Origin of the sequence: Streptomyces brevispora, assembly GCF_007829885.1 — a bacterium.
Taxonomy (GTDB): Bacteria; Actinomycetota; Actinomycetes; order Streptomycetales; family Streptomycetaceae; genus Streptomyces; species Streptomyces brevispora.
The window spans coordinates 15,903-38,939 of the sequence record NZ_VIWW01000003.1; the positions used below are offsets into that span (position 1 = coordinate 15,903).

General features: G+C 69.9%; 28 protein-coding genes and 4 pseudogenes. 21 read left to right on the plus strand and 11 right to left on the minus strand.

Going from position 1 to position 23,037, the window contains the following annotated elements; all coding sequences use genetic code 11:
* Positions 1-16 precede the first annotated feature (16 nt).
* On the minus strand, positions 17-586 hold the full coding sequence (locus FHX80_RS33100) for an SMI1/KNR4 family protein (RefSeq protein WP_244318779.1): 570 nt from the start codon (positions 584-586) through the stop codon (positions 17-19).
* A 123-nt stretch (positions 587-709) separates the two neighbouring features.
* Between FHX80_RS33100 and FHX80_RS33105 the strand changes: the two are divergent.
* The 7 genes and pseudogenes from FHX80_RS33105 to FHX80_RS33135 form a co-directional block, all read left to right on the plus strand.
* Positions 710-1,200: pseudogene (locus FHX80_RS33105) on the plus strand (transposase family protein); the annotation flags it as partial.
* Positions 1,201-1,216: 16 nt separating this feature from the next.
* A complete protein-coding gene (locus FHX80_RS33110) occupies positions 1,217-1,579 on the plus strand; it encodes a hypothetical protein (RefSeq protein ID WP_145768186.1) in 363 nt (120 codons plus the stop codon).
* Between the two features lie 301 nt (positions 1,580-1,880).
* Positions 1,881-2,534, plus strand: coding sequence for a response regulator transcription factor (locus FHX80_RS33115; protein WP_145768187.1), 654 nt, complete (start codon positions 1,881-1,883; stop codon positions 2,532-2,534).
* Positions 2,525-3,793, plus strand: coding sequence for a sensor histidine kinase (locus FHX80_RS33120; protein ID WP_145768188.1), 1,269 nt, complete (start codon positions 2,525-2,527; stop codon positions 3,791-3,793). The genes FHX80_RS33115 and FHX80_RS33120 overlap by 10 nt, the downstream gene beginning before the upstream one ends.
* 87 nt (positions 3,794-3,880) lie before the next feature.
* A complete protein-coding gene (locus FHX80_RS33125) occupies positions 3,881-5,113 on the plus strand; it encodes a COG4705 family protein (protein ID WP_145768189.1) in 1,233 nt (410 codons plus the stop codon).
* Between the two features lie 382 nt (positions 5,114-5,495).
* Positions 5,496-5,771: pseudogene (locus tag FHX80_RS33130) on the plus strand (IS30 family transposase); the annotation flags it as partial.
* Complete coding sequence (locus FHX80_RS33135; protein WP_145768190.1) at positions 5,722-5,997, plus strand: hypothetical protein; 276 nt, start codon at positions 5,722-5,724, stop codon at positions 5,995-5,997. The pseudogene FHX80_RS33130 and the gene FHX80_RS33135, both read left to right, overlap by 50 nt.
* 240 nt (positions 5,998-6,237) lie before the next feature.
* On the opposite strand, the gene FHX80_RS33140 is transcribed toward FHX80_RS33135, so the two are convergent.
* Positions 6,238-6,918, minus strand: a complete 681-nt coding sequence (locus FHX80_RS33140) for an HAD family hydrolase (RefSeq protein ID WP_145768191.1) — start codon at positions 6,916-6,918, stop codon at positions 6,238-6,240.
* A 561-nt stretch (positions 6,919-7,479) separates the two neighbouring features.
* Between FHX80_RS33140 and FHX80_RS33145 the strand changes: the two genes are divergently transcribed.
* The 3 genes from FHX80_RS33145 (at position 7,480) to FHX80_RS33160 (ending at position 9,657) form a co-directional block, all read left to right on the plus strand.
* Complete coding sequence (locus FHX80_RS33145) at positions 7,480-8,109, plus strand: ScbR family autoregulator-binding transcription factor (protein ID WP_280118792.1); 630 nt, start codon at positions 7,480-7,482, stop codon at positions 8,107-8,109.
* Positions 8,110-8,261: 152 nt separating this feature from the next.
* A complete protein-coding gene (locus tag FHX80_RS33150; RefSeq protein WP_208764867.1) occupies positions 8,262-8,420 on the plus strand; it encodes a zinc-binding dehydrogenase in 159 nt (52 codons plus the stop codon).
* Between the two features lie 403 nt (positions 8,421-8,823).
* Positions 8,824-9,657 (plus strand): class II glutamine amidotransferase, encoded by an 834-nt coding sequence (locus tag FHX80_RS33160; RefSeq protein ID WP_145768193.1) that lies wholly within the window; start codon positions 8,824-8,826, stop codon positions 9,655-9,657.
* 121 nt (positions 9,658-9,778) lie between these two features.
* Here FHX80_RS33160 and FHX80_RS33165 read toward each other — a convergent pair whose 3' ends face one another.
* The 3 genes from FHX80_RS33165 to FHX80_RS33175 form a co-directional block, all read right to left on the minus strand.
* Entirely contained in the window at positions 9,779-10,339 is a 561-nt protein-coding gene (locus FHX80_RS33165) for a type 1 glutamine amidotransferase domain-containing protein (RefSeq protein WP_145768194.1), read from the minus strand.
* A gap of 18 nt (positions 10,340-10,357) precedes the next feature.
* Positions 10,358-10,798, minus strand: coding sequence for a VOC family protein (locus tag FHX80_RS33170; protein ID WP_145768195.1), 441 nt, complete (start codon positions 10,796-10,798; stop codon positions 10,358-10,360).
* 119 nt (positions 10,799-10,917) lie between these two features.
* Positions 10,918-11,244 (minus strand): plasmid stabilization protein, encoded by a 327-nt coding sequence (locus FHX80_RS33175; protein ID WP_145768196.1) that lies wholly within the window; start codon positions 11,242-11,244, stop codon positions 10,918-10,920.
* Positions 11,245-11,437: 193 nt separating this feature from the next.
* Here FHX80_RS33175 and FHX80_RS33180 point away from each other — a divergent pair.
* From FHX80_RS33180 to FHX80_RS33195, 4 genes and pseudogenes are all read left to right on the plus strand, one after another.
* A pseudogene (locus FHX80_RS33180) lies at positions 11,438-11,722 on the plus strand (enolase C-terminal domain-like protein); the annotation flags it as partial.
* A 130-nt stretch (positions 11,723-11,852) separates the two neighbouring features.
* On the plus strand, positions 11,853-12,371 hold the full coding sequence (locus tag FHX80_RS33185; RefSeq protein WP_208764868.1) for an SDR family oxidoreductase: 519 nt from the start codon (positions 11,853-11,855) through the stop codon (positions 12,369-12,371).
* Between the two features lie 116 nt (positions 12,372-12,487).
* Positions 12,488-12,643: a DUF6131 family protein gene (locus tag FHX80_RS33190; protein WP_145768395.1), complete on the plus strand. Its 156-nt coding sequence runs from the start codon at positions 12,488-12,490 to the stop codon at positions 12,641-12,643.
* 611 nt (positions 12,644-13,254) lie between these two features.
* Positions 13,255-14,217, plus strand: a complete 963-nt coding sequence (locus tag FHX80_RS33195) for an iron-containing redox enzyme family protein (protein WP_145768197.1) — start codon at positions 13,255-13,257, stop codon at positions 14,215-14,217.
* A gap of 19 nt (positions 14,218-14,236) precedes the next feature.
* Here FHX80_RS33195 and FHX80_RS33200 read toward each other — a convergent pair whose 3' ends face one another.
* Positions 14,237-14,560, minus strand: coding sequence for a hypothetical protein (locus FHX80_RS33200; protein WP_145768198.1), 324 nt, complete (start codon positions 14,558-14,560; stop codon positions 14,237-14,239).
* Positions 14,561-14,883: 323 nt separating this feature from the next.
* Here FHX80_RS33200 and FHX80_RS33205 point away from each other — a divergent pair, with 323 nt between their 5' ends.
* The 4 genes from FHX80_RS33205 to FHX80_RS33220 all read left to right on the plus strand — a co-directional run bounded on the left by FHX80_RS33205 (position 14,884) and on the right by FHX80_RS33220 (position 17,257).
* Positions 14,884-15,078: a hypothetical protein gene (locus FHX80_RS33205; protein WP_145768199.1), complete on the plus strand. Its 195-nt coding sequence runs from the start codon at positions 14,884-14,886 to the stop codon at positions 15,076-15,078.
* Positions 15,079-15,236: 158 nt separating this feature from the next.
* Positions 15,237-15,917, plus strand: coding sequence for a HemK2/MTQ2 family protein methyltransferase (locus FHX80_RS33210; RefSeq protein WP_145768200.1), 681 nt, complete (start codon positions 15,237-15,239; stop codon positions 15,915-15,917).
* A 73-nt stretch (positions 15,918-15,990) separates the two neighbouring features.
* Complete coding sequence (locus tag FHX80_RS36235) at positions 15,991-16,134, plus strand: CDGSH iron-sulfur domain-containing protein (RefSeq protein ID WP_244318780.1); 144 nt, start codon at positions 15,991-15,993, stop codon at positions 16,132-16,134.
* Positions 16,135-16,165: 31 nt separating this feature from the next.
* A complete protein-coding gene (locus FHX80_RS33220) occupies positions 16,166-17,257 on the plus strand; it encodes a glutamate--cysteine ligase 2 (RefSeq protein WP_145768202.1) in 1,092 nt (363 codons plus the stop codon).
* Between the two features lie 88 nt (positions 17,258-17,345).
* On the opposite strand, the pseudogene FHX80_RS33225 reads toward FHX80_RS33220, so the two are convergent.
* A pseudogene (locus FHX80_RS33225) lies at positions 17,346-17,528 on the minus strand (sigma-70 family RNA polymerase sigma factor); the annotation flags it as partial.
* Between the two features lie 148 nt (positions 17,529-17,676).
* Between FHX80_RS33225 and FHX80_RS33230 the strand changes: the two are divergent.
* From FHX80_RS33230 to FHX80_RS33240, 3 genes are all read left to right on the plus strand, one after another.
* Complete coding sequence (locus FHX80_RS33230; protein ID WP_145768203.1) at positions 17,677-18,294, plus strand: cysteine hydrolase family protein; 618 nt, start codon at positions 17,677-17,679, stop codon at positions 18,292-18,294.
* Positions 18,295-18,379: 85 nt separating this feature from the next.
* Positions 18,380-19,054 carry an HAD family hydrolase gene (locus FHX80_RS33235; protein WP_145768204.1) on the plus strand — a complete coding sequence of 225 codons (675 nt, stop codon included), beginning with the start codon at positions 18,380-18,382 and terminating at the stop codon, positions 19,052-19,054.
* 136 nt (positions 19,055-19,190) lie between these two features.
* Positions 19,191-19,973, plus strand: a complete 783-nt coding sequence (locus tag FHX80_RS33240) for a VOC family protein (RefSeq protein WP_208764869.1) — start codon at positions 19,191-19,193, stop codon at positions 19,971-19,973.
* Positions 19,974-20,039: 66 nt separating this feature from the next.
* Here FHX80_RS33240 and FHX80_RS36240 read toward each other — a convergent pair whose 3' ends face one another.
* The 4 genes from FHX80_RS36240 to FHX80_RS33255 form a co-directional block, all read right to left on the minus strand.
* Positions 20,040-20,429, minus strand: coding sequence for a cytochrome P450 family protein (locus FHX80_RS36240; RefSeq protein WP_244318757.1), 390 nt, complete (start codon positions 20,427-20,429; stop codon positions 20,040-20,042).
* Complete coding sequence (locus tag FHX80_RS36245; RefSeq protein WP_244318758.1) at positions 20,396-20,716, minus strand: cytochrome P450 family protein; 321 nt, start codon at positions 20,714-20,716, stop codon at positions 20,396-20,398. The genes FHX80_RS36240 and FHX80_RS36245 overlap by 34 nt, the downstream gene beginning before the upstream one ends.
* Positions 20,717-20,778: 62 nt before the next feature.
* Positions 20,779-22,392: a phytoene desaturase family protein gene (locus tag FHX80_RS33250; protein WP_145768397.1), complete on the minus strand. Its 1,614-nt coding sequence runs from the start codon at positions 22,390-22,392 to the stop codon at positions 20,779-20,781.
* Between the two features lie 60 nt (positions 22,393-22,452).
* Complete coding sequence (locus tag FHX80_RS33255; protein ID WP_145768205.1) at positions 22,453-22,896, minus strand: SRPBCC family protein; 444 nt, start codon at positions 22,894-22,896, stop codon at positions 22,453-22,455.
* Positions 22,897-23,037 lie beyond the last annotated feature (141 nt).

Here is a 23,037-nt window from a genome sequence, read left to right on the forward strand (position 1 = left end):
GCCTTCCCTGTGTGCCTCAGGGGAGGGTGACGCTGCCATCTTGGATCCGCTGACTGGTTTCCTCCGGACCAAGGATTCGCTCCAGATCCTCAAGAACCGATGCGAAGAATTCCGACAGATCCGGGAAGAGATCCATGGTCTCTACGTCGCCGTCACTCCACTGCCCCACCGAACCTGTCTCCGCGTCGATGAAGAAGCCATACATCTCACCACACGCATAAGACTCGGCGGCGAAAGGAATCCACTCCTTCCTCCAATAGCCCTCATCCTCGCTCGGACCAGGCATCATCTGATGATGCAGCCGCTCGATACTCGACAGAGGCAGCAGCGCCCATCCGCCGACGAGGAACTCGCCTTCCGGGCAGGAACCCGTCAGGCCGTTCGACCCATCGAGCCGGGTGACGGTCCCGTTGTTGACCTTCAGATAGGCACGCAGATCCTCCGGGAACCGAACACCTATCTTCTTCTCCCCAGCGGCGATCTCCTCCTCGCTCGCCGCATCCCCCAGAGCACGGTGGCTGACCGGGGCATACTCACGCAGCCAGGACACAACCCGCTGCCACGACTCACCTATATCACTCGGCACGCAGACCTCCATCAAAAATCTACTAATCACGCTGGGGCATTTGCGCGGCAAGGAAGATCCTGCCCCTGCGTCACAAGCAAATTCCAGCACAACGGCCAGTTCACGCCCACACCGCACCCTCTGCTGGCCCATCTGCGCTGCGGTGACACCTACGCCCGTCTCGCAGCGGGATTTCGCGTCGGGATCGCGACGGCCTACCGCTACATACGCGAGGCCGTCGACCTCCTGGCCGCCCTCGCGCCCACGCTGGAACAGGCCATGACGACCGTCCGGAAGAAGGCGTACGTGATCCTCGACGGCACCGTGCTGCCCATCGACCTCATCGCCGCCGACCAGCCGTACTACTCGGGCAAAAAAAGCACCACGGGTTGAACGTGTAGGTCCTCGCAGATCCAGCCGGCCGTCTGATCTGGGCCTCGGACGCGCTGCCCGGAGCCGTGCACGATCTGACTGCGGCCCGGACGCACGGCATTCCGGCCGCTCTCGCCGCCGACGACATCAAGTGCTGGGCGGACAAGGCGTATCAGGGCGCAGGCCAGGCGGTCCGCGTCCCGTTCCGGAGCAAGGGGCTGCGTGGATGGCGGCGGCGTCACAACCGCGATCACGCCACGCTCCCGCACCCGCGCGGCCATGGACCGCCTCCTGGCCGGCCAGCCCACCTGCTCCAACGGCAGCCTCACGGTCGTCGCGCTCGCCGCAGAGGCCGGCGTTCACCGCATGGCTCTGCACAAGCGCCACACCGACCTCACGGAGGAGTTCTACGCGCGGGTGCGTACGGAAACGCACCAGACGCCGGAAGTCGCAAGGCGACTGCGCAACGAGGTTGTCCGCCTGAAGGAAGCTCTCAAGGACTCCCGGGCCGCCGAGGCCGCCTCCCGGCATCGAGCGGAGCAGATGGCCCTCGCGGCAGCCGTGCTCATCCTCCGGCGACCCGACAGCCAGGACCAACCTGCCCTCGGCAATGTCATCCCGCTCCGCCCGTCGGACGACTAAAGAGAGCAGGCCGTCACGCGGCGATGCCGAGCTCTTTGCGGGCCCGGTGGATGAACTCGCGGACGGCCGGCTCGGGTCGCCAGGGGGCGAGGGGTGGCGCGATGGTGTCGAGTACTCCTGCACAGGATCCATGCGACCGATGGTGGTCCCCCGTGAACCTCCGCTGCCGCGGCTCGGCCGGTCGCGCCGGACCGTCGCGGCTTGGCAGGGCACGGGCGTGCGGCGTCAGCGCCCCTCACGACTGGCAGGCGGCTGATCAGGGCAGATGGAGAACTGGGACGGGAGTATCTAGGGTCAGCACGTGGCTTTCATCATGGTGTGCGAAGACGACGCGGCGGTCCGTGGCGTCCTCAAGCGTGCCCTGGAGCACGACGGCCACACGGTCTCGGTCGCCGCCACGGCCGACAGCCTGCTGCGGCAGCTCGCACCGGCGCCCCAGCTGGTCGTCCTGGATCTCGGGCTCCCGGACGCCGACGGCCGCGACGTCTGCCTTGCCCTGAGGGCTCGCGGCGTCGACGTGCCGGTGTTGATGCTCACCGCCCTGGACGGCCTGCATCACAAGGTGGGCGGCTTCGAGGCCGGCGCCGACGACTACATGACCAAACCCTTCGACATCCCGGAACTGCTGGTCCGCGTCCGAGCACTGCTGCGTCGGGCCACCGCGGCGCCCGCACCGCACGAGGTCGTCCTCGATCCGGCGAAGCACATGGTGACCTACGATGCGGTGAGCATGAGCCTGACCCCGACCGAGTTCCGGCTACTGGGCCGCCTGATCGCCTCGCAGGGCGACGCGGTGCGCCGCCGCGCCCTTGTCGCCGCGGGCTGGCCGCACGGGGCGCAGGTCAGCGACAACACCCTCGACTCCTACGTGCGCCGGCTGAGGACCAAGCTCGGTCCGCTGGGTGTGGCCGAGCGTCTGGCGACCGTCCGCGGCGTGGGCTACCGATGGCAGTAACGGGATTCCGCAGAAGCGTCGTCGCACTCACTGTGCTGATCGCCACCGCTGTGGTCGCGATACTGGTCGTGGTCTCGCACGTGCTGCTCAGCCGGGTGACGGACGCCGACGCGCACGATCTGGCATATACGCGCGCCGAGGCGGTCACGGCGAACGTCACCTCCAAAGGCGGCCGCGTCGTGCTCACGGAGAACAGCAACGAGGCGCTGGACGAGGTCGCCTGGGTGTATGCCGACGGCCGCCTGATCGACGGGAACGTGCCACCGAGCGTGGTCGATCGCGTCGAGGAGCTGGCGGACTCGGGGCGATCGCAGACCGCGTCCGTCGGCAATTACCTCCTGTACGCGCGGCAGGTCCCGATCGCCGGCCACCACGTCATGGTGATCGTCCGGGTGGACCTCACGCCCTACGAGACATCCGAGCAGCGCAGCCTGACCTTGTCGCTGATCCTGGGCGGCCTCACGATCCTCCTCGCCGGCGGTGTCGCGCACCTCGTGGTGCACCGCGCGCTGCGGGTCGTGCACGAGATGGCCGCCCTCGCCGACGACTGGGGCCATCACGAACAAGGGCGCCGCTTCAACCTCGGAGTCCCCCGTGACGAGTTCGGCGAACTGGGCCAGACCCTGGACAACCTCTTGGAGCGCGTCGACAACGCGCTGGCGGACGAGCGCCGGCTCACCGATGAGATCGCCCACGAGCTGCGGACACCGCTCACGGTCCTGCGGGGCGAGGCGCAACTGGCGCAGCTCTCCGGCGAGCCGGTGGCGCCGGAGGCGGTACTGAGCGAGGTCGACCGCCTCGATACCGCGATCACGACGATTCTGCGCGCAGCGCGCGCACGGACGGACGACGGGACCCGGTGCGATCTGCGCTCCGCCGCGCACCAAGCGATCGGCAGCCGCCCGGTCGAGGTCGCCTTCCCGGCGAAGGTCGACGTGGCCGTGGCGCCCGACATCGCCGTGTCGCTGCTGTCACCCCTGCTGGAGAACAGCCTGCGGCATGCGAAGTCCCGTGTGTGGATCACCGCGCGCAGCCAGGGCGAGGCCATCGTGGTCGACGTCCTGGACGACGGCCCCGGTTTCGATCCCGCGGACGTCGACCGGGTCTTCGAAGCGGGTGTGACCGGCGGCGACGGGTTCGGGCTGGGGCTGCCCGTGGTCCGGCGCATTGCCGCCTCGGCCGGTGTGGAGGTCCGCGCGATCGCGGACGGCCGCGGCCACATCGAGGTGACACTCCCGGCCGCGCGTGCGACCACGTAGTCAGGTTGCTTGCAGGTTCCCCCCCGTAAACCTCCCTGCATGACAACGACAACGACAACGGAAACCCGAACGCGCAGCGGGCGCCTCATGCTCAACAAGGTCCCCGAGGTCACCATCTGGTTCTGGGTGATCAAGATCCTGTGCACCACCGTGGGTGAGAGCTTCGCCGACTGGATCAACATGAAGCTGGGCGTCGGCCTGGTGAACACGGCCTGGATCTTCACCGCGGTGTTCGTGGTGGTCCTGGCCATCCAGCTGCGGCTGAAGCGGTACGTCCCATTCCCGTACTGGCTGACCGTAGTCGTTGTCAGCGTCACGGGCACCCTGTACACCGACATCCTGACCGACCAGCTGAACGTGCCGCTGTGGATCAGCTCCGCGGTCTTCTCGGTGCTGCTCGCGGTGGTCTTCGGCGTGTGGTGGCTGCGTGAGCGCACCCTCTCGATCCACTCGGTCACGACGCTGCCGCGGGAGTCGTTCTACTGGCTCGCCGTTCTCGTCACCTTCGCCCTCGGCACCGCGACCGGCGACTGGACCCTGGAGCTGACCGGCTGGAGCCCGGGCGCCTCGGTGCTGCTGCCGCTCGGCCTCATCGCGGCGATCACCGGGCTGTGGCGGTACGGCGCCAACCCGGTGCTGTCCTTCTGGCTCGCCTACATCCTGACCCGCCCGCTGGGCGCCAACATCGGCGACTGGCTCGCTTCCCCCAAGGTAGCCGAGAGCCCGGGCGACCCGACCGGCCTCGACCTGGGCACCTTCACCACCAGCCTCATCTTCCTCGGCCTCATCCTGGCGACGGTGATCTACCTGACGGTGACGCGCTCGGACGCGACCGAGACCCACGAGGCGACCCACGCCGCACACGCCACCAGCGACCCGCGCAAGGAGCGCGTCGCCCTTGCCGGCTTCGGCCTGCTCGCCGTCGCCACCACCGGCCTGCTGGTCTGGGCCCACAGCCAGCCGCACGTCGGCCCGGCGCCGGAGGCCGACAACACCTCCGCCGTCCAGATGGCTCCTGGCCAGGCGGTGAAGAAGTTCCCGCCCGCCAAGGTCGCCGCGCTGCGGACCCTCGCCTCCACCTCGCTGAAGGACGCACGCTCGGGGAACGCGAAGGGCGCGCACGCGGACGCACAGTCGCTGCGTGACCTGTGGGACGCCGACCAGGCATCGCTGCAGCCGCTGGACAACACCGGCTGGACCTCCATCGACGCCCAGATGGACAAGGTGCTCAAGACCTTCGGTATCGATCACTCGAACCCGCCGATGTCGCCTGCGCAGCAGGAGAAGGAACTGAACACCCTCCTGACGGACATGGGCTGACAGACCACCCAGCGCCTGGCTGGCCCGCCCGGCCGACGGGCTCAGTGTGCCGGGCTGTGCCGAGAACCGCGCTGCCTCGGCACACGCCGGCGAGCCGCGGACAGCGCAGGCGGCCGGGTCCGCCTGTGGCAGCCGTGTTATGTCCGCAGGCTCCCGTGGGGCGGTCGAAGCTGGCGTCAATGGCTTCGCCTCCCCGCTGTCACCCCGGACTGGTCAGTCGCGGTGGCGGCGAATGCGCCAGAAGCAGGCGCAGGTGACCACGCAGACCCGGGACCTGCGCGTCTGCCTGCGTCGGCGCACCACCAAGGGCCGCCACCCAGACGTCCTCGTCGCCCAACGACGCGAACGCGTCCGCATCCGCTGGGGCGGACGCCCTCTCCAGCATGGGAAGTTGACGAGCGAGACCGGCATCAAGGTCTACTTCGCGGACCCGCACAGCCCCTGGCAGCGCGGCACCAACGAGAACACCAATGGCCTGCTGCGGCAGTACTTTCCCAAGGGCACCGATCTCTCCCGCTGGAACGAGAAGGAGCTTGAGGCGGTCGCAGCCTCGCTCAACAGCAGGCCACGCAAGACGCTCGATTGGAGGACGCCGGGAGAAGTCCTCGGTGAACACCTACACTTGGATCACCGAACCGATGTTGCGGCGACCGGTTGAGTGCGGGCAGTACACATTGTTCAAGCTCGCCGAACATCTGGACGCCGCCGGCATCGCGGCGAGCATCGGATCCGCCGGCGACGCATACGACTGGGAATCCACGATCGGCCTGCACAGAACTGAGTTGATCAAACCCCGGCGGCCCTGGAAGACGCTCTCCCAGGTCGAGCTGGCCACCCCGAGTGGATCGACTGGTACAACCGCCGGCGCCTCCACGGTGAGATAGGCCACGTTCCGCCCGTCGAGTACGAGGCCAACCACTACATGCAATCCACGAAACCCCAGGTCACAACCACAATCTGAGGTCTCTACCGAACCCGGAGCGGCTCACATGAGGCCACATCGCTCACGAGACCGGCGAACCGGACCATTCCCAGTCGCACAATGCCCCTGCCGCCGCCGGGGCCGTACACAGCCTGGAACCCCATCTGACATCCGGCTGACACTGCGCCCGACCATGGCATGTCTACGCGTCGATCCAGCTACCGGCCCACCTCACCAGCTCGTGGTCGGCAAGGCTCGGGACCCACAGATCGGCGTGCTTCGCCTCCGGCCCCTTTGGGTGCGGCCCGATGCCGATGACCCGCAGGCCCGCCCGGCGGGCCGATTCCATGCCGGTGAACGAGTCCTCCACGGCCAGAGCCTCCTCGGGCGGTACACCGCAGAGACGGGCGGCGACTCTGTACACGTCGGGCTCGGGCTTCGGCCGGACGTCTTCGCCGGCGACCACGACATGGCTGAAGGAGCTGAGGAGCCCGGCCCGGTGGAGGCACGATTCCACCATCTCCCGAGGGCAGTTGCTCGCTACCGCGAGGGGGAGGTGGCGAGCGGTCAGCCGGACCAGCGCGGCGGCGCCCGGCATGGTCACGGGGTTCTGGTCGACCAGTGCGGTGAAGGTGGTGAGGAGCGTGGCGGCCAGGTCGTCGCCGAGGTTGGGCTTTCCGGTCTCCTCGGCCATGAGCGCGCCGCACTCGATGTAGTGCACGCCCTTGGCGCGGTCGGCGAACCCGGTCGGCGGTTTGAGGCCGAACAGCCGGAAGGTGATGTTCCGGGCCTCCTGCCAGTGCTGTTCCGTGTCCATCAGGGTTCCGTCGCAGTCGAAGACGATGGCGGACGGCGACCACAAAAAGATGTTTCGAGCTGTCATGTCATTGCCGATCTCGGAGGCTGCACCGGCCGGTTAGTTGCGCGGGCGCAGGCAGGACACACGAGGGTGCCGGGATGATGCGTGGTCCACTCGACGAAATGAGAGGGAACGAGCGATGTCGCACGGCTTTTGCGGCCGTGGGGCTACGACCGGGCGCGCTATGGAGGACGCGCATCGTCGCTTTCGGCTTAAGTCGAAAACATCGTGGCCGTTACGTTAATTCGGCCTTGCTGATTTCCGCAATCACCAATTCGAGTGGACGGAAGCGTCCCGGCCGAAGGTGACCGGCGTCCGCGGGCGGGGCGAGGAGTGAGGCCGTAGCGCCCGTAAGGCCGTCAACATGCCTGGCAGGAGGTGCTGCGGCAGTGTTGTTCGGGCCGGATTTGCCGCGCCCTGGCGAACGATCCTGCTCTGTGGGGTGATGGATTGTGTGAATATTCCCCCGCCCGCGCGCAGGCGACGAATAATAAGATCTTCGCGCGATGCGACCATGCCCTCCATGGGGAGGGTTTGAACTCTCCTGTCGTGGCGCTAGCACATTTGAGCGAAGGTGGAACTGAAGTGCAGGAAAGGGCGCGTGCAACCCGCAGAGTGCTGCTGGAATCAGCAGCACATCTATTTGTCGAACGGGGATATGCGGGAACGAGTGTCAATGACATAAGTGATCACTCGGGAAAGACCAGTGGGGCCATCTATTTCCATTACTACAGCAAGGAGAAGCTTGCGCTGGCAGTGGTGCGCGAGCAGTTCGCCACCTGGCCGCAACTCGCCGCCCTCTATGCCACGCCCGGTATTCCTCCGCTTGAGAAACTGGTCGTCCTCAGCTTCGGTGTCGCACGGTCCCTCAGTGAGGACGTCGTGGCCCGCGCGGGCGCGCGGCTGTGGGCGGAACGCCACGGCATCGAGGCCGCCCTGCCCACGCCGTTCAATGCCTGGGCGTCGGCTGCCACCAGGCTCCTGACTCAGGCCCGCATGAGAGGTGAACTCGCGGCAGGGGTCAAGCCGTCGGCCGCGGCCGTGACGCTCGTATGCGCGTTCTTCGGTCTCTGTGTGCTGACCGATGATCTGCCGGGCGGGCGGGGCTGGAGAGAGCAGTTGGACCAGTGGTGGCTGCTGATACTGAAGTCCCTGCAGGCGGATCCGGACCCGGCCGCTCTGCTTGCCCGTGCGCGGGCTCGCGTCTCGTTGTGAGCCAGGGATTTTATTCAGGCGTACGGGCTCGCCTCGTGGCGCGGACCGGTCGGCCGAAGGCCGAGCCAAGACCGTCGGACGAGGATCCTACCGCCACCTGCGCCTGCGCGGAGTGCCCTTCGGCTTCACCCGGCCCCGCGGAGCTCGGCAGTGTGATCGCCACAGCCGGCCAGGCGCTGCTGCCCGCGGTCGCGGACGACCGGGTGCGCCCCCCGATCGACACCACCCTGGCCTTCGATACCGCCGCCCGGGCCGCCGAGCAACTCCGCACACACCTGGCCCAAGGAAAGATCGTCCTCACCGTTCCCTGACTCCGGGCGCCGCCCTGCCCCTGCCGCCTTGGCCGCCCTGAGCCGCTCCGGTCAAGGCGGCAGGCATCAAAATCCCACGCAGTGAGAAAGCGAGTTGTCCCATGCGGGCCACCTTCATGTACGAACCGGCAACGTCGGTGTCCAGGACGCCCCCGACCCTGTCATCGAGCAGTCCACCGACGCGATCGTGCGCGTCCTGCGCTCCTGCGTGTGCGGCAGCGACCTGCACCCCTACCACACGTTGACGGCCGCCGACGGGCCGGTGTGCCCGCCTACGAAATGGCTGTCGGAGCCGGCGACTGGGTAGCGTGGAAGGGGGTAGTCGGGTAGTACGTCCCCTTGACCGTCGGGGGCCACGGCGCCTCCTTCGCGGCTGACTTCTCCAGGAAGGGCGGAGAGACTCATGTGCAGATGGCTTGCCTACGCGGGCACGAGCGTGGTGCTCAGCGATCTGCTCTACAAGCCGGAGCACTCGCTCATCGACCAGAGCCTGCACTCGCGCATGGGGGTCGAGACGACCAACGGCGACGGCTTCGGCATCGGCTGGTACGGGTCCGACGCGGGCACCCCGGCGATCATCCGTGACACGGGCCCCGCGTGGAACAACCGGAATCTGCGGGAGATCGCGGGCCACGTACGGTCGCCCCTGTTCTTCGCGCATGTCCGTGCGTCCACCGGTACGGCTGTGCAGCAGACCAACTGCCACCCGTTTCGCCACGGCCGCTGGATGTGGATGCACAACGGGGCGATAGCAGAATTCCACCGTCTGCGGCGGGACCTCTCCCTGGCCATCGACCCGGTGCTCTTCCCGTCTCTGGAAGGGTCGACCGACTCGGAGGTGATGTTCTACCTCGCCGTCACCTTCGGTCTCGACCAGGACGTGCCGGGAGCCGTGGCACGCATGGCCGGTCTCGTGGAGCGGGTGGGCCGCGATGAGGGCGTGGAGTACCCGCTGCAGATGACCATCGCGGTGGCCGACGGGGAACGCATGTGGACGTTCCGCTACTCGAGCCGGCATGCCTCGCGCTCGCTGTTCTGCAGCAGCCGGGCCGACGCGATACGGGCGCTGCATCCGGATCTGGACTTCCTCAGGGGCGTCTCCGAGGACACGCGCCTGGTGGTGTCGGAGCCTCTGGGGGATCTGCCCGGCGTGTGGAACGAGGTGCCGGAGAGCAGTTACGGCGTCGTCCAGCCCGGCTGGGACGAGTTCCGTCCCTTCAAGCCCGAGCCGGTGTGACCTGACGCAAGGTGTGACATGGCGCAAGGTGTGACATGGCGCAAGCCCAAGCCGGTACGACGGTGGCGGGGTACCGGGCGTTGGCCCCGTACCCCGCCACACCGGCCTTCTGGATGCCGTCTCAGGCGGTGATCGCCTCGTCGATCTCACGGACGAAGGCGTCCAGGTCGCCGGGGTTGCGTGAGGTGATCAGCCTCCAGCCGCCCGCGTCGTCGGTGACGACCTCCTCGTCGGTCCAGTCGCCGCCCGCGTTGCGGATGTCGGTCTGCAACGACGCGTAGGAAGTGAGCCGCTTGCCGGCGACGGCTCCGGCCTCGACCAGGACCCAGGGTCCGTGGCAGATCGCCGCGACCGGGCGGCCCGAATCCGTGAAGGCGCGAACGATGCGCGTGGCCGGCTCCTGCAGGCGCAGCGTATCGGCGTTCAAGGTGCCGCCCGGTACGAGCAGTAGGTCGTATCCCGCCGGGTCGGCGTCGCTCAGTGCGAGGTCGGGGCGGAGGGTCTTGCCCGCGTCCTTGTCACCGACCAGGGTTTCGATCTCGTCCGTCGTCACGGCGGCGACATCGACCTGTGCTCCCCATCCGCGCAGGTGATCGAGCGGAACGAAGAGTTCGTCCTGCTCGACGCCGTAGTTGGTGACGATGGCCAGTACTTTTCGCTTGCTCACGTCGTGGTCAGTCATCGGCTTCCGCCCTTTCACTCACGGCACACGGCCCAGACCGTTTCGCTCCCGGCACAGACAGAACGGATGCCCGGCCGGGTTCGCGAAGACCCTGAAGTCGCGTTCTCCGTTCCGGTCGTCCACATCCAGTGGTGTCGCGTCGAACTCGAGCACCTCCCGATGGGCCCGCTCCATGTCCGTCACCTTGAAATCGAGGTGTTCCTGCTGGGAGTTCAGGTCTCCGCTGGGCCACTCCGGCGGCCGGTGGTCCGGGGCCCGCTGGAAGGCGATCCGGGCTCCGCCGGGCGCGTGCAGGTCGAACCGGTTGTCCGAATCCTGCGTGACCTCTCCGCCCAGGACGTTCTGGTAGAAGCGGGCGAGTGCCGCCGGGTCGGGGCAGTCGATAGCGACGAGGCAGTAGGTTGCGACAGCAAGGTGCTTCCTCGATTCGTTTGCGCGTTCATGCCCCTGGTTCCACATCTGCGTCGGCCGAAACGCGGCCCGGAGTCCGGCCGGAACGCGGACGCCGTGGTTCCGGCCCGGCTCGCGGGGGAGGGGACCACGGCGGAATGCCGCTGAACGACGCGTCGCACCGCAGGTCAGCGGTCGACGGCCTTGCGGAGCTGCTCCTTGTTCATGGTGGAGCGGCCCTCGACGTTCTTCTTCTTCGCTTCCTCGTACAGCTGGTCCCTGGTACGGCCCTGCGCGCCCTTGTGCGAGCGTTCTCCGCCGCGCTGGGACGCCGACTTGGGGTCTTGCGTCGAGGTCTTGCTCGCGGTCTTCGACTCTCCGGAGCGCGCGCGTTCCTTGTTGACCGTGCGCGCCGCGATCTCCTTCGCGCGCTTGTCGGAGGCGCCGCGGTTCTCCGCGCTCTCCTTCACGTGCTCGTACTGACGTTCGCGTTTGGGGCTGGAACCTGCCGGCACGATCTCCTCCTGGTCTGCCTCATGTCCCCCTCGGCCCGTAGGACGCGGCCGGGGCCGCCGAGGGGGTGCGCTGTTTACGTACACCCCGGTTACCGCTGGGCCACCTCCGAAACATGGCACCGGCCGTCCGGTCACGCTTCCCGGGCCGCGCGCTCGGGTGATCCCGCGGTGCGGCTGCCGCCTTCCGCTGCCCCGTTGCGGGGGCATCACCGTCTGGCTCCGGGCCGCGGCGCTGGCCGAAGCCGCCGGGCTGCGGATCTCCGGCCACTGCGCGCCCCACGCCCACGCCCATGCCGCCGCGGCCGTGCCCAACCTCCGGCATCTGGAGTGGTTCCACGACCACGTGCGGATCGAGGAACTCTTCTTCGGCGGGACGCTCGACCCGGCCGACGGAGCTGTCCGCCCCGGCGGCCGTGGTGCCGCCGGCCTCGGACTGGCTTTCGGCCCGCGGGCCGTGGAACCCTACCGGATCCGGTGACCGGCCGGATGAGCCGAGGAGCACCACACCCGCCCGCGACCGCCGGCGTCACCGCGCGCACCGGGCGCGAGCCCGCCGACCGCCGACGCCCGCCGGGCGCCGCGGCGGCCGTATCGGAAGGGAAGCAACAGTGACACAGACAGTCGTTATCACGCACCAGGGCAGCAACATCCGCGTGACTGCGGCCCAGATGCCGGCGGTCAACACCCCGCAGTTCTCGTGGGTGCTCTCCCGGCTGCAAAGACGGCCCCAGCCGGTCCCTCCGATCTACCAGCCGGAGGTCGCCGCGGCGGCCGTCGTCCACGCAGCGGATTACCCGGGGCGCAGGCAGTACGTCGTGGGGACGAGCACGATGGCCGCCCTGCTCGCCAACAAGATCGCGCCCGGGCTGCTCGACCGGTATCTCGCCCGGACCGGCTACGACTCCCAGCAGGCGGCCGAGGTCGCGGACGAGGGGCGCCGCACCAATCTCTGGCGTCCGGTGGACGACGACGCCGATCACGGGGCGCACGGCTCCTTCGACGAGGAATCGCGTCGGCATGACCCCCAACTGTGGGCCTCCCGGCACCCCGCCCTCGCCGCCGCCCTGGCGGCAGGTGGCGTGTCGGCTCTCACGGCGCTGGGAGCGCGGGTCCGCAAGAGGCGGTGATGCCCGCCGTCGGGCCGCCGCACCTCGACCGGGCAGCTCGGGCCGTTCCCTGACAAGTTTTTGGCTCACATGGCAACTAGCATGAATATGTGCTGGAGAGCCGAATGGAGGGCGTCATGATCGTTCTAGGCGCCATTTTGCTCATCATCGGATTGATCACCGGGATTTCAGTCCTCTGGACCATCGGAATCATTCTGCTGGTCATCGGGGCCGTTCTCTGGGTGCTCGGAGCCGTAGGCCATGCCGTGGGCGGCCGTCGGCATTACTGGTAGCTGTCACGCAGGTCGCCGCCCCGGGAGAGCGCCAACGAAATGCACGGCTGCGGATTTTCCGTTCGAGCATGAGAATGGTCGCGTCGTCACGGAGTCAGGTGTTTTCCGACAGGTAATAGATGAGCCGTCGCAACGTCCCCGGTGCGAGTTCTCCCGCGCTGCGGCGCGTACGGCGTTTCACGCATGCGCGAGGCGACCGAGTTCGCACCGCTGTGCACATGAGGACGCGGTCGCTCTCGTGCACCTGACGGGGCCGGAGGCGAGGCGGAGAGAAACCCCCAGGGGCCGGCCTCTCTTTCCCTCGCGCGTAGCGCGGCGAGTGCCAGTCCGGGCGCGGCGCAGCAGTACCGGGTCCGCCACCGGGCACCTGCACCCCCACCGTCCCCCGTCGCTCCGCGGACCCGTCGCCCGTCCGCCGGGCGACGGGTCCGCCCCCTCGGTAGCGTGGTGTGGGCGGCGGCCCGCCCGCGTATGAGCCGGACCGCCGTTCCACCGCGGCCCCGGCGGGGCTTGGCGCGCGCACTCCCGGGTACGGGAATGCCCTGAGGGAACGACGCCCTGCGCACTGGGTACGGCGGCGGCGTTTCCCACGGACTTCCGAGGAGGGATTCATGAGCGGCGTGCAGGACGGACCTCCGCTTCCGCGGAGCCGGGGCGACCTGTCGGCGGGCGTCCTCGCCCATCTGCGCGGGACCGGGAAGCTGCCGGCCGTGCGGTCGGCGACCGGCGCCGACCCCTATGGCGATGACCTGCAGCTGGCGTTGTACATCTGCTACGAGCTCCACTACCGCGGCTTCGCGGAGGTGGACCCGGCGAGCGAGTGGGACCCGGCACTGCTGGAGGTTCGCGGCGCTCTCGAGCGGCGCTTCGAGTCGGCGTTGAGAGCGGATGTGCCCGCCACGGCAGGTATGGCCGAGGTACTGGAAGACCTGCTGGTGGAACCGGTCCAGGGGACAGGGCTGTCCTACGTGCTCCGGGAGCGGGGCGATCTCGGCACGCTCCGTTCCTACGCGGTTCAGCGGTCCCTCTACCACTTGAAGGAAGCGGACCCGCACGCCTGGGTGCTGCCCCGGCTCAGCGGCCGCGCCAAGGCGGGCATGGCGGCGGTCGAGTACGACGAGTTCGGCGCCGGACGGCCGGAACAGGTGCATGCCCAACTGTTCGCCGATCTCATGACCGACCTGGGGCTGGAGACGGCGTACGGCCACTATCTGGACGACGGGCACGCCGAGATGCTGGCCCTGGTCAACCTGATGTCGCTGTTCGGCCTGCACCGCCGGCTGCGCGGCGCTCTGGTCGGGCATTTCGCAGCGGTGGAGATCACCTCGTCGCCCGCCTCACGGCGTCTGGCCGAGGCGATGAAGCGCGCCGGGGCCGGGCCCGCAGCGGAGTTCTTCTACACCGAACACGTTGAGGCGGACGCGGTGCACGAACAGGTGGTGCGCCACGACGTCGTCCGCGGACTGCTGGACGACGAGCCGCACCTGGAGCCGGACGTGGTGTTCGGGATCAACGCGACCGGCTTCCTGGAGGACCGCATCGGGGACCGGATGCTCGCCGAGTGGCGCCACTGACGCGCACGGGGCCGCCTTCTCAGGCGTCCTCCGCGCAGACCCGGTACGCGGCCGGCCGGCCGATGAGCGGGTTCCTCCGCCCCGGCGACAGACCCGCTCTGCGCAGCCAGACCGCCGCCTTGGCCCGGGGAGAGAGCAGCCGCAGCCTCGCGGCGCATCTCGCGCAGCGCACGGACAGCCGGGCGCGCGTCACTCTCAGTGAGGCGTACCTGCCCGGCGAGAGCGAGCCGGCCGTCCTGGTGGTCATGTGGCCGACGTCCGACCACGTGTGGTCCCCGGCCGACGGGCCCGCCCCGGCGACCGCGGCGAGCGCCTCCGTCGCGGCACGGGAGGCTACCCTCACGGATCTGCTGGACCGCACGAGCGGCATCGTGCTCAGGGCGGAGGCGGAGGGGCCTGTCACCGCGCTCGGTGCCGCAGCGAGCGCGGTCCGGGAAGAACTCGCGGACTGGGCGGTCCTGGATCTCGTGCAGGACGGGGTGCTGACCCGTCACGTCGTCAGCGGCTCCGAGGAGACCGACGCCCCCGGGCTGGAGAAGGAGATCGCCCAGCAGGACCCGACGGCCTGCCCGGTCGTCGTCGAGGTCGTGGGCGCCGCTTCAGCCGTCCTGGACGGTCTGGCGGAAGGCGGGGCGTTTCGGCCTCGGCAGCGGGGGAGCGTCGCTGATGGGACGAGCCGATGTGGGCTCCCTGCTGAGCGTCGCGCTCACCACGGCGGTCGGCGAACCACCCGCGCGAGGCGCCGTCACACTTCTGCGCACGGGGGTGCGGCCGTCGTTCTCCCTGGCAGAGGCCAGGTGTGTGGAGAGGATCGCAGGGCACATGGCCATCGTGGCAGAGCGGAACGCCGAGCCGGCTTGAGGACCGGGCCCGCCACAGGTCGTGATGCGGCGTCCTCCGGGATGCGGGATTCTTGAGAAGTCTGCCGACCGGCTCGAGGCCGTCGAGCCGGGAAGGGCCGCAGCAGCGGATGACCCGACGGGCACGGCCTCGGCGAGAGGGACGCGAAAGGGGCCGGAATGACGACGGAGACAGCGGAGCGGGACGGTGCCGTCCTGGTGATTCCCCCGGGCGTGTACGCCCCCCAGTCCGACACCCGCCTCTTGTTGCGCGCCCTGGACCGGGAAGACATCGGGCCCGGCACGGAGGTCCTCGACGTATGCACCGGGAGTGGGGTGCTGGCGGTGACGGCAGCTCGGAGGGGCGCGAGAGTCACGGCCGTGGACGTGTCCAGACGGGCCGTGGCCACGGCCCGTGTCAATACGCTGCTGAACCGTCGCCGGGTCAGGGTGCGCCGCCGCGACCTGGCTGCCGCGATGGGGGAGCGTGCCTGGGACCTGGTCCTGTGTAACCCGCCCTATGTGCCGTCGCCCGAAGCCCGGGTGCCGGACCGGGGAGCCCGCCGGGCCTGGGACGCCGGACTCGACGGCCGCGCGGTCGTGGACCGGGTCTGCGACAACGCGCCGGCTGCGCTCAAGCCCCGGGGAGTGCTCCTGCTGGTGCACTCCGGGCTCTGCGATCCGGACCTCACCGTCAGCCGTCTGGAGCGGGCGGGTCTCGACGCCGCGGTGGCCGCGAGGACGCGGGTTCCGCTCGGCCCGGTGCTCCTTTCGCGCCGTGCCTGGCTGAGCGAGCGCGCCCTCGTCGGTCCGTACGACCCCTGCGAGGAACTGGTGGTCATCCGTGCCCAGCGAGCGTGAACCCCGCCAACCCGTACGTGTCCGTCTCGACGAAGGCGGCCCCCTGCTGGTGGAGGGGCCGGTCGAGGTGACGATGCCCGACGGAACCACCGTGTTCTCCGAACGCTTCGTGGCGGCGATCTGCGTGTGCCGGCGAAGCCGGACCCAACCCTGGTGCGATACCAGCCACCGGCGCCACAGCCGGGCCCGTGCCGCGAGGCCGCACGCACCCGAGTAGGGCGCCGTTCCGACGAAGACAGAGGGGAACGATGGCAAGGACCGTCGGCGTCGAAGAAGAACTCCTACTTGTCGACGCGCGCAGCGGCGAACCACAGGCGCTCTCGTCAGCGGTGCTGGCCCTGGCGGAGCGCCGGACCGGAAAAGATTCCGTATTCGAACCCGAACTCCACCACCAGCAGCTGGAATTCGCCACCGAGCCACGCGCGGACATGACCGAACTGGCGGAGGAGATCCTGCGCTGGCGCGCCGAGGCGGCGGCGAGCGCAGCGGACTTCGGGGCGTCCGTGGCGGCGTTGGCCACCTCGCCCCTGCCGGTGAAACCGGTCATCGGGGAGGGCGAACGCTATAGCTGGCTGGCCCGGCGATTCGGACTCACCGCACGGGAGCAACTGACCTGCGGCTGCCACGTCCACGTCTCGGTCGCCTCCGACGAGGAGGGGGTCGCCGTACTGGACCGCATCCGCCCCTGGCTCCCGGTCCTGCTGGCGCTCACCTCGAACTCTCCCTACTGGCAGGGACAGGACACCTCGTACAGCAGCTACCGCAGCAGGGTGTGGAGCCGCTGGCCCTCGGCGGGCCCCGTGGAGGTGTTCGGCTCCGCGGAGAGCTACCACCGGCAGGCGGACGCGCTCATCGACACCGGCGTCCTGCGCGACAAGGGCATGATCTATTTCGACGCGCGGCTCTCGTATTGCTACCCCACCGTGGAGATAAGGGTGGCGGACGTGTGCCTGGACCCCGCCGACACCGTGTTGCTGGCCACCCTGGTGCGCGGGCTGGTCGAGACGGCGGCCCGCAGCTGGCGAGCCGGTGAGCCGCCGGACGCGCTGCCGGTGAGTCTTCTCCGGATGGCGGCCTGGCAAGCGGGCCGCTCGGGACTGGAGGGCAGCCTGCTGCATCCCCTGACCATGAAGCCGGCGCCGGCCGAAGACGTTCTGAACGTCCTGCTGGCACATGTCAGAGGGGCCCTGGAGGACAGCGGGGACCTCGCGTCGGCGGAGAGCGCCCTCAGAGCGGTGACGTCGCGCGGTCCGGGGGCCCGGGTCCAGCGCAGGCTGCTGGCGGAGACCGGCAGCCTGCGCACGACCGTCGCCGAGTGCGTGGCGAGGAGCCGGGGATAGGAGGACGGCCGGGTACGGGACCTTCAAGGGCCTCCGTGTTTCCTCCGCTCTTCGCCGGCTCCCCGCGCTCCGTACGTTCGGGGCCCCGTCAGACCACGCCCTGCAGGGCCACTCGTCGTACCTCGCCACAGCACCGGCTGATCAGCCGGGACACGTGCATCTGCGAGATGCCGAGCGTCTCGGCGATGCCGTCCTGCGTCATGTCGCGGAAGAACCGCAAGTACAGGATGGTGCGTTCCCCCTTCGGCAGACGCCGCAGCGCCGGCTTCACCGTCCACGGACGCCGAAGGCGGGAGACCGTCACTGCAGTCCTCGCACGTAGTCGGTAGCGATGAGGCACTCTCCCTTCGGGAGTCTGCCTCGACAGGCGACACGCCAGGCCGGAGCGGGGCCGGAGCGGACTGCCTCCGCCGGCCGGCATGCGCGCCCGGTCCTTCCGCGGGCCCGGCCCCACGCCTGAGCGCTCGCAGGCACAGTGGCCGGATGCCACCATCGAATGCACGGGACGTACGGCGCTGATCGTCATCGACATGATCAACAACTACCGGCACGAGGACGCTGAACAGGTCCTTCCCGATGTGGAGCGCACGGTCCCTGTGATCGCCCGGCTGCTGGAGGCGGCCCGCGCACAGGACGCCCCGGTCATCTACGCCAACGACAACTTCGGGGAGTGGCGGTCCCACCACGGGGAAATCGTGGAGATGGCCACGGCCGGCGCCCGGCCGGATCTGGTCGAGCCCCTCCTGCCGGACGAGAACTCGCTGTTCGTGGTGAAGGCCAGGCACTCGATCTTCTACGAGACGCCCCTCCCGTCTCTGCTCCGTCAGCTGGGCGTCGGTCACCTGGTGCTCTGCGGCCAGGTGACGGAGCAGTGCATGCTCTACTCGGTGCTGGACGCGCACATCCGGCATCTGGACCTTACGATTCCGGAGGACGGTGTCGCTCACATCCACGAGGACCTCGCCCGTGCCGGGCTGCGGATGATGGAGCGCAACATGGGCGCCGATGTCCGCCGTGCCGAGTCGGTCGCCTTCTGATCCGACGTCCCCCACCGCCGCACCGGGGCACGGAGCGCCAGCCCCTGTCTCCCGGTGTCCCGGCGTCCGACCGGAAGGAACCGATATGACCCGCGCGGCTCTGTTCGATGTGGACGGAACACTCGTGGACACCAATTACCTCCACGTCTGCGCCTGGTGGGAGGCGTTCCGCCAAGCGGGACACTCCGTGCCGATGAGCGCCGTGCACCGGGCGATCGGTCTCGGATCGGACGACCTGATCGAGCATCTCCTCGGGGCCGGCCGGGACCGGGACCAGGACGCGGTCATCAGCGGCGCCCATTCCGCGCTCTACGCGACCTTCTTCGACCGCCTTCCCGCGCTGAACGGTGCGGCTGATCTCCTGCGCACGCTGGCGGCACGGGGGTGGACGGTGGTTCTGGCCACCTCGGCGAGCGGTCCGGAACTGCAGGCACTGCGCAAGGCCCTCGATGCCGACGACGCCATCCACGACACGGCCAGCTCCGACGATGTGAGCGAGGGCAAACCCGCTCCGGAGCCGATCCGCCACGCGATGGAGCTCGCCGGCGGGACCAGCGACGAGACGGTGTACGTGGGCGACTCCGTCTGGGACATGAAGGCCGCGACCGGCGCGTCGGTCACCGCGGTGGCGCTCCTTTCGGGCGGCATTCCCCGCGAGGACCTGGTGGGTGCAGGGGCTGCCGAGGTGTACCGGGACCCGGCCGACCTGCTGGCGCACCTGGACACCGGTGTCTTCGCCCGCATCGGAGCGGCCGGCTGAGCGTCGGCGGACACTCCTGCCCGCGAAGCGGCCCGGTCACGTTCCGCCCTGCGGAGTGAGCCGGTACGTTCGTCCGCTGCGGACCAGGGAACCCGGGTCCGGGAGAGTGGTCCACGTCGACGGTGAAGGACGGCTGATGTCTGCTGCGGAGCATGTGGTGCCGGCGCCGGGAATCCCGTGCTGGGTCAACTTGATGGTCGGCGACCTGCGGGCGGCCCAGGCCTTCTACGCGGCAGTGCTCGGCTGGGAGTTCCGGACGAGTTCCCTGGGCAGCGGTTTCCTGGTGGCATCGGTCGGCGGCCGGCCGGTGGCGGGCATCGGCGAGCGGCGGCCGGGCCTGGCCCCGCCCTCGGTGTGGACACCGTACTTCGCCGTGCGGGACGCCACGGTGACGGCCGCCCGGCTCCGGGAACGCGGAGCCACCCTGGCCGTGGGCCCGGTGGCCCTGGGCGAGGGGCGTGCGGGACTGGCCGCCGACCGGGACGGGGCGGCGTTCGGATTCTGGGAAGGCCCCGGCCTGGCCTGGTCGGTGGGAGCGGAGAGCGCCCCCACACGGCTGGACCTCCAGACCCGGGACGTGTTCGATGCCGCGGTCTTCTACGGAGAGGTCTTCGGCTGGGCCGACGAGCCGGGCATCGACGTGGCGTACCGGCGAGATCACGTCCTGGTCGAGCGGGACGGACGGACGGCCCTGTCCCTGCGCGGCGGCGGCGTACAGACGTCCGCGGAGCCGCAGAGCAGACCGCGCTGGCTGGTCAACTTCGCCGTGGACGACGTGGAAAGGGCCGTGGCCACCGCCACCGGGGCCGGGGGCGGCAAACCTCAGCTGCCGGCCTCCGCCTGGTCGCCCGACGGATTCTCACGCGTCCTTCAGGATCCGGGCGGAGGACTGTTCACCCTCACGCAGCGCGGCACCTGACGGCCGGTCCGACGGCTGGCGGCGCAGCACCGGCCTTCGGAGGCCGGTGCGCGTCACGTCCGCTTCTCACGCGGCGGCGGCCCGGGCCACATCCGTGATGACGAAGCCGCTGCGCGGAGCCGTCGGGACCCGGTTGAGCGGAATGCCGAGGTCCTGCTCGGCCACCCGATAGGTGAGGCCCGCCAGCAGCCGCGCCATCGTGGCGAGCAGCGCGACGGTGATGTCCTCGCCCGGACACCGGTGCCCCGTCGCGGGATCGCCGCCGCCCTGCGGCACGAGCTCCTCGCGCTCGCGCGGCTCGCCGGTGAACCGTGACGGGTCGAAGGTGTACGGGCGCGGCCAGAAGTCGACCAGGTCCCGGGCGGCCCGGGGGACCTCGGCCTCCGGCAGTGGCACACCGGCCCACGTGTGGACGGATCGCGTCAGCAGGACCGCGACCTCGTCGAAGAGGACCACGCGCCCGGCGTCCGCTCAGTCGCGACGGCTCGTTCCCACTCCCTGGCGACGTGGGCGGCCAGGGAGGCGACCCGGTCGGGTCCCGTGAGCAGGTGCATGAACAGGGACTTGTGTGAGCGGTGCCGCTTCCCGTCGAGCGTGTGCACCGCACGCCGGGCGAAGAGAGTGTCGATCACCGGTTCCGGCAGTGCCGAGTGGCGGTGGATGTGGTGTGCCTCGTAGAAGAAGCGACCGGCCGCGGGGCCGTGCAGGGCGATCGCCCGCTTGCCGAGGAGGCGGGTGCGCACGGGCGCTCCGCCGCTGCGCCGTCGGCGGTCGGGGAACGCGCGCGCCTCGTCACCCGCGCGGCTCAGTCCGACCGGTCGCGGTGAGCCAGTGCCCGGCGGCCGGCCGAGACCAGCGTGGTGGCGCCCCGCGTGCGGACCGCGGCCCGCGCCGCGTTGGCCCCCGGCCCACCGTGCACACCGCCCCCCGGATGGGCGGACGCGGAGGCCAGGTAGAGGCCGCGAACCGGCGTCTCGGGCCGCCCGGTGCCCGGGACCGGGCGGAACACCAGCTGCTGGTGGAGGCTGCTGGTCCCGCCGTTGATCGCGCCGCCGTGAAGGTTGCTGTCGGCGGCCTCCAGGACGGGCGGAGGGAGCAGGCGCCTGGCCATGATGCGGCTCCGGAACCCGGGAGCGTAGCTCTCGATGCGCCGCTCCAGCCGGTCGGCGAACGTCTCGGCCTCGGCTGCGTCCCAGCGGCCGGTGAGCCCTTCCTCGCCGGCGTCGGATTTCACGCGGTGCGGCACATGGGTGTAGGCCCACGCCGATTCCGTGCCCTGCGGAGAGCGCGAAGCGTCGGCGGTGGTCATCTGGCCCAGCAGGACGAAGGGACGGTCCGGGATCTGCCCCATGGCGATCTGCGCGGCGAACCGGGTGAGGTCGTCGACGCTCTCCGCCAGGTGCACCGTGCCCGCCGAGCGGGCGTCCGCCGCGCTCCACGGAATGGGCCGGTCCAGAGCCCAGTCGACCTTGAACGTGGCGAAGTCCCACTGGAAGCGCCGCAGGTCGCCGAAGACGCGGGGCGGCAGGTGCTCCGGGGCGACCAGATCCAGAAAGAGGGAGGGCGCCGACACATCGGCGAGCACCGCCTTGCGCGCCCGTACGGCATCGCCGTTCTCCGTCCGCACTCCCACCGCACGCCCCCGCCGCACCACCACCTCCGTCACTCGGCTGCCGCAGTGCACCTCGACCTTGTGGGCCCGCAGCCGCCGCACCAGCGCATCGGTCAAAGCGCCGGCGCCCCCCTCTGGCACCGGGAATCCGTATCGCTGCCCGAGCATGGCCATCAGCCAGCCGAACCCGCCGCTCCCTGCCGCTTCGGGCGGCAGGTCGGCGTGGAGCGCATTGCCCGCCAGCAGGAGCCGCCCTCCCTGGCCGGCGAATTCCTCCTCGCCCAGCCGGCGCACCGGCAGGAGAAGGCTCCGGGCCAGGCGCAAGCCGCCCGCCGTACGCAGATGGGCCGCCAGCGCGGCGGTGGCCCGCACGGGCGGGAAGGGAGTGAAAAGGGCCCGCAGGAGGTCGTCGCCCACTCGGTCCCACACCTGGCACAGGGACATCCACGCCTCCCCGTCACCGTCCGCGAACCGGTCCAGACCCGCCGCGGTGCCGGCCCGGTCCGCATGGAGCACGGCGCAGCTGCCGTCGAGCAGGGGATGGGCGAGCACGGACGGCGCCCGGCTCCACCGCAGCCCGTCACGGTGCAGAGCCAGACCCGCCAGCACCGGGGAAGCGGCTGCCAGCGGATAGAACGCGCTGAACATGTCACTCACGAAGTCCGGGTGCACCCCCCGGTCGCTGCGCACCGCCCCGCCCGGCTCGTCCTGGCTCTCGAAGACCTCGACGCTCCATCCCGCGTCGGCGAGAAGATTGGCCGCGACCAGGCCGTTCGGACCGCTTCCGATCACCACCGCGTCCGCCATCATCCGTCGCCCTTCACTCGGGGGAGGGCGTCCGGCCGGTGTCGCCCTCGGCGTGCACCTTCAGCTGTCGCTCGCCAGCTCGTCGACCGCGGAGGCGAGGCGCCCCAGCATGGCCCGGTGACGGAGCTGGAGAAGCACGTCGGCCGCCGCGTTGTGCAGGGTGCCGCCGGCGCCCCGGAGCGGGTGCTCGTCGAGCCGCACCAGCGTCTCGTCGCCCCATGGCCGGATGTCGAAGGCGATACGCGCCGAACCCAGCAGGCCGCTGTGCGCCTCCAGCTCGAGAATGCTCGGGCGTTCGAGCCGGCGCACCACGGTCCGACCGTGGAATTCCTTCGGACCGATCCGCACGGTGTACTCGATCGAGGATCCGACTTCGGGCCAGTGGCCCTGCGCACTGCGCGAGCCGGAAGTGCCGACCACCCATTCCCCGTACAGGTCCGGTCGTTCCAGGACCGACCACAAGGCCGACGGCGCGTGCTTGATCAGCTGATGACGAATGGCCATGAGCGCCTCCAGACGCGGAAGGAGTGCCAGAGGATCCGTGATGCTTCTACCCTAAGCCGCCCGCGGCGACCCGACATTCCGCACCGATCCGGATCCCGGCCATGACCGGCGACGGCCATTGGAGGGGCTGGATGACGCGTC

Coding starts and splice junctions, on each gene's coding strand:
- FHX80_RS33205 (WP_145768199.1), top strand. CDS start 14,884: ATGGGACGAGCCGATGTGGGCTCCCTGCTGAGCGTCGCGCTCACCACG.
- FHX80_RS33140 (WP_145768191.1), bottom strand. CDS start 6,918: ATGACAGCTCGAAACATCTTTTTGTGGTCGCCGTCCGCCATCGTCTTC.
- FHX80_RS33210 (WP_145768200.1), top strand. CDS start 15,237: ATGACGACGGAGACAGCGGAGCGGGACGGTGCCGTCCTGGTGATTCCC.
- FHX80_RS36235 (WP_244318780.1), top strand. CDS start 15,991: ATGCCCGACGGAACCACCGTGTTCTCCGAACGCTTCGTGGCGGCGATC.
- FHX80_RS33125 (WP_145768189.1), top strand. CDS start 3,881: ATGCTCAACAAGGTCCCCGAGGTCACCATCTGGTTCTGGGTGATCAAG.
- FHX80_RS33220 (WP_145768202.1), top strand. CDS start 16,166: ATGGCAAGGACCGTCGGCGTCGAAGAAGAACTCCTACTTGTCGACGCG.
- FHX80_RS33165 (WP_145768194.1), bottom strand. CDS start 10,339: ATGACTGACCACGACGTGAGCAAGCGAAAAGTACTGGCCATCGTCACC.
- FHX80_RS33160 (WP_145768193.1), top strand. CDS start 8,824: ATGTGCAGATGGCTTGCCTACGCGGGCACGAGCGTGGTGCTCAGCGAT.
- FHX80_RS33250 (WP_145768397.1), bottom strand. CDS start 22,392: ATGGCGGACGCGGTGGTGATCGGAAGCGGTCCGAACGGCCTGGTCGCG.
- FHX80_RS33255 (WP_145768205.1), bottom strand. CDS start 22,896: ATGGCCATTCGTCATCAGCTGATCAAGCACGCGCCGTCGGCCTTGTGG.
- FHX80_RS33120 (WP_145768188.1), top strand. CDS start 2,525: ATGGCAGTAACGGGATTCCGCAGAAGCGTCGTCGCACTCACTGTGCTG.
- FHX80_RS33110 (WP_145768186.1), top strand. CDS start 1,217: ATGGACCGCCTCCTGGCCGGCCAGCCCACCTGCTCCAACGGCAGCCTC.
- FHX80_RS33170 (WP_145768195.1), bottom strand. CDS start 10,798: ATGTGGAACCAGGGGCATGAACGCGCAAACGAATCGAGGAAGCACCTT.
- FHX80_RS33195 (WP_145768197.1), top strand. CDS start 13,255: ATGAGCGGCGTGCAGGACGGACCTCCGCTTCCGCGGAGCCGGGGCGAC.
- FHX80_RS33230 (WP_145768203.1), top strand. CDS start 17,677: ATGCGCGCCCGGTCCTTCCGCGGGCCCGGCCCCACGCCTGAGCGCTCG.
- FHX80_RS33190 (WP_145768395.1), top strand. CDS start 12,488: ATGATCGTTCTAGGCGCCATTTTGCTCATCATCGGATTGATCACCGGG.
- FHX80_RS33240 (WP_208764869.1), top strand. CDS start 19,191: ATGTCTGCTGCGGAGCATGTGGTGCCGGCGCCGGGAATCCCGTGCTGG.
- FHX80_RS33235 (WP_145768204.1), top strand. CDS start 18,380: ATGACCCGCGCGGCTCTGTTCGATGTGGACGGAACACTCGTGGACACC.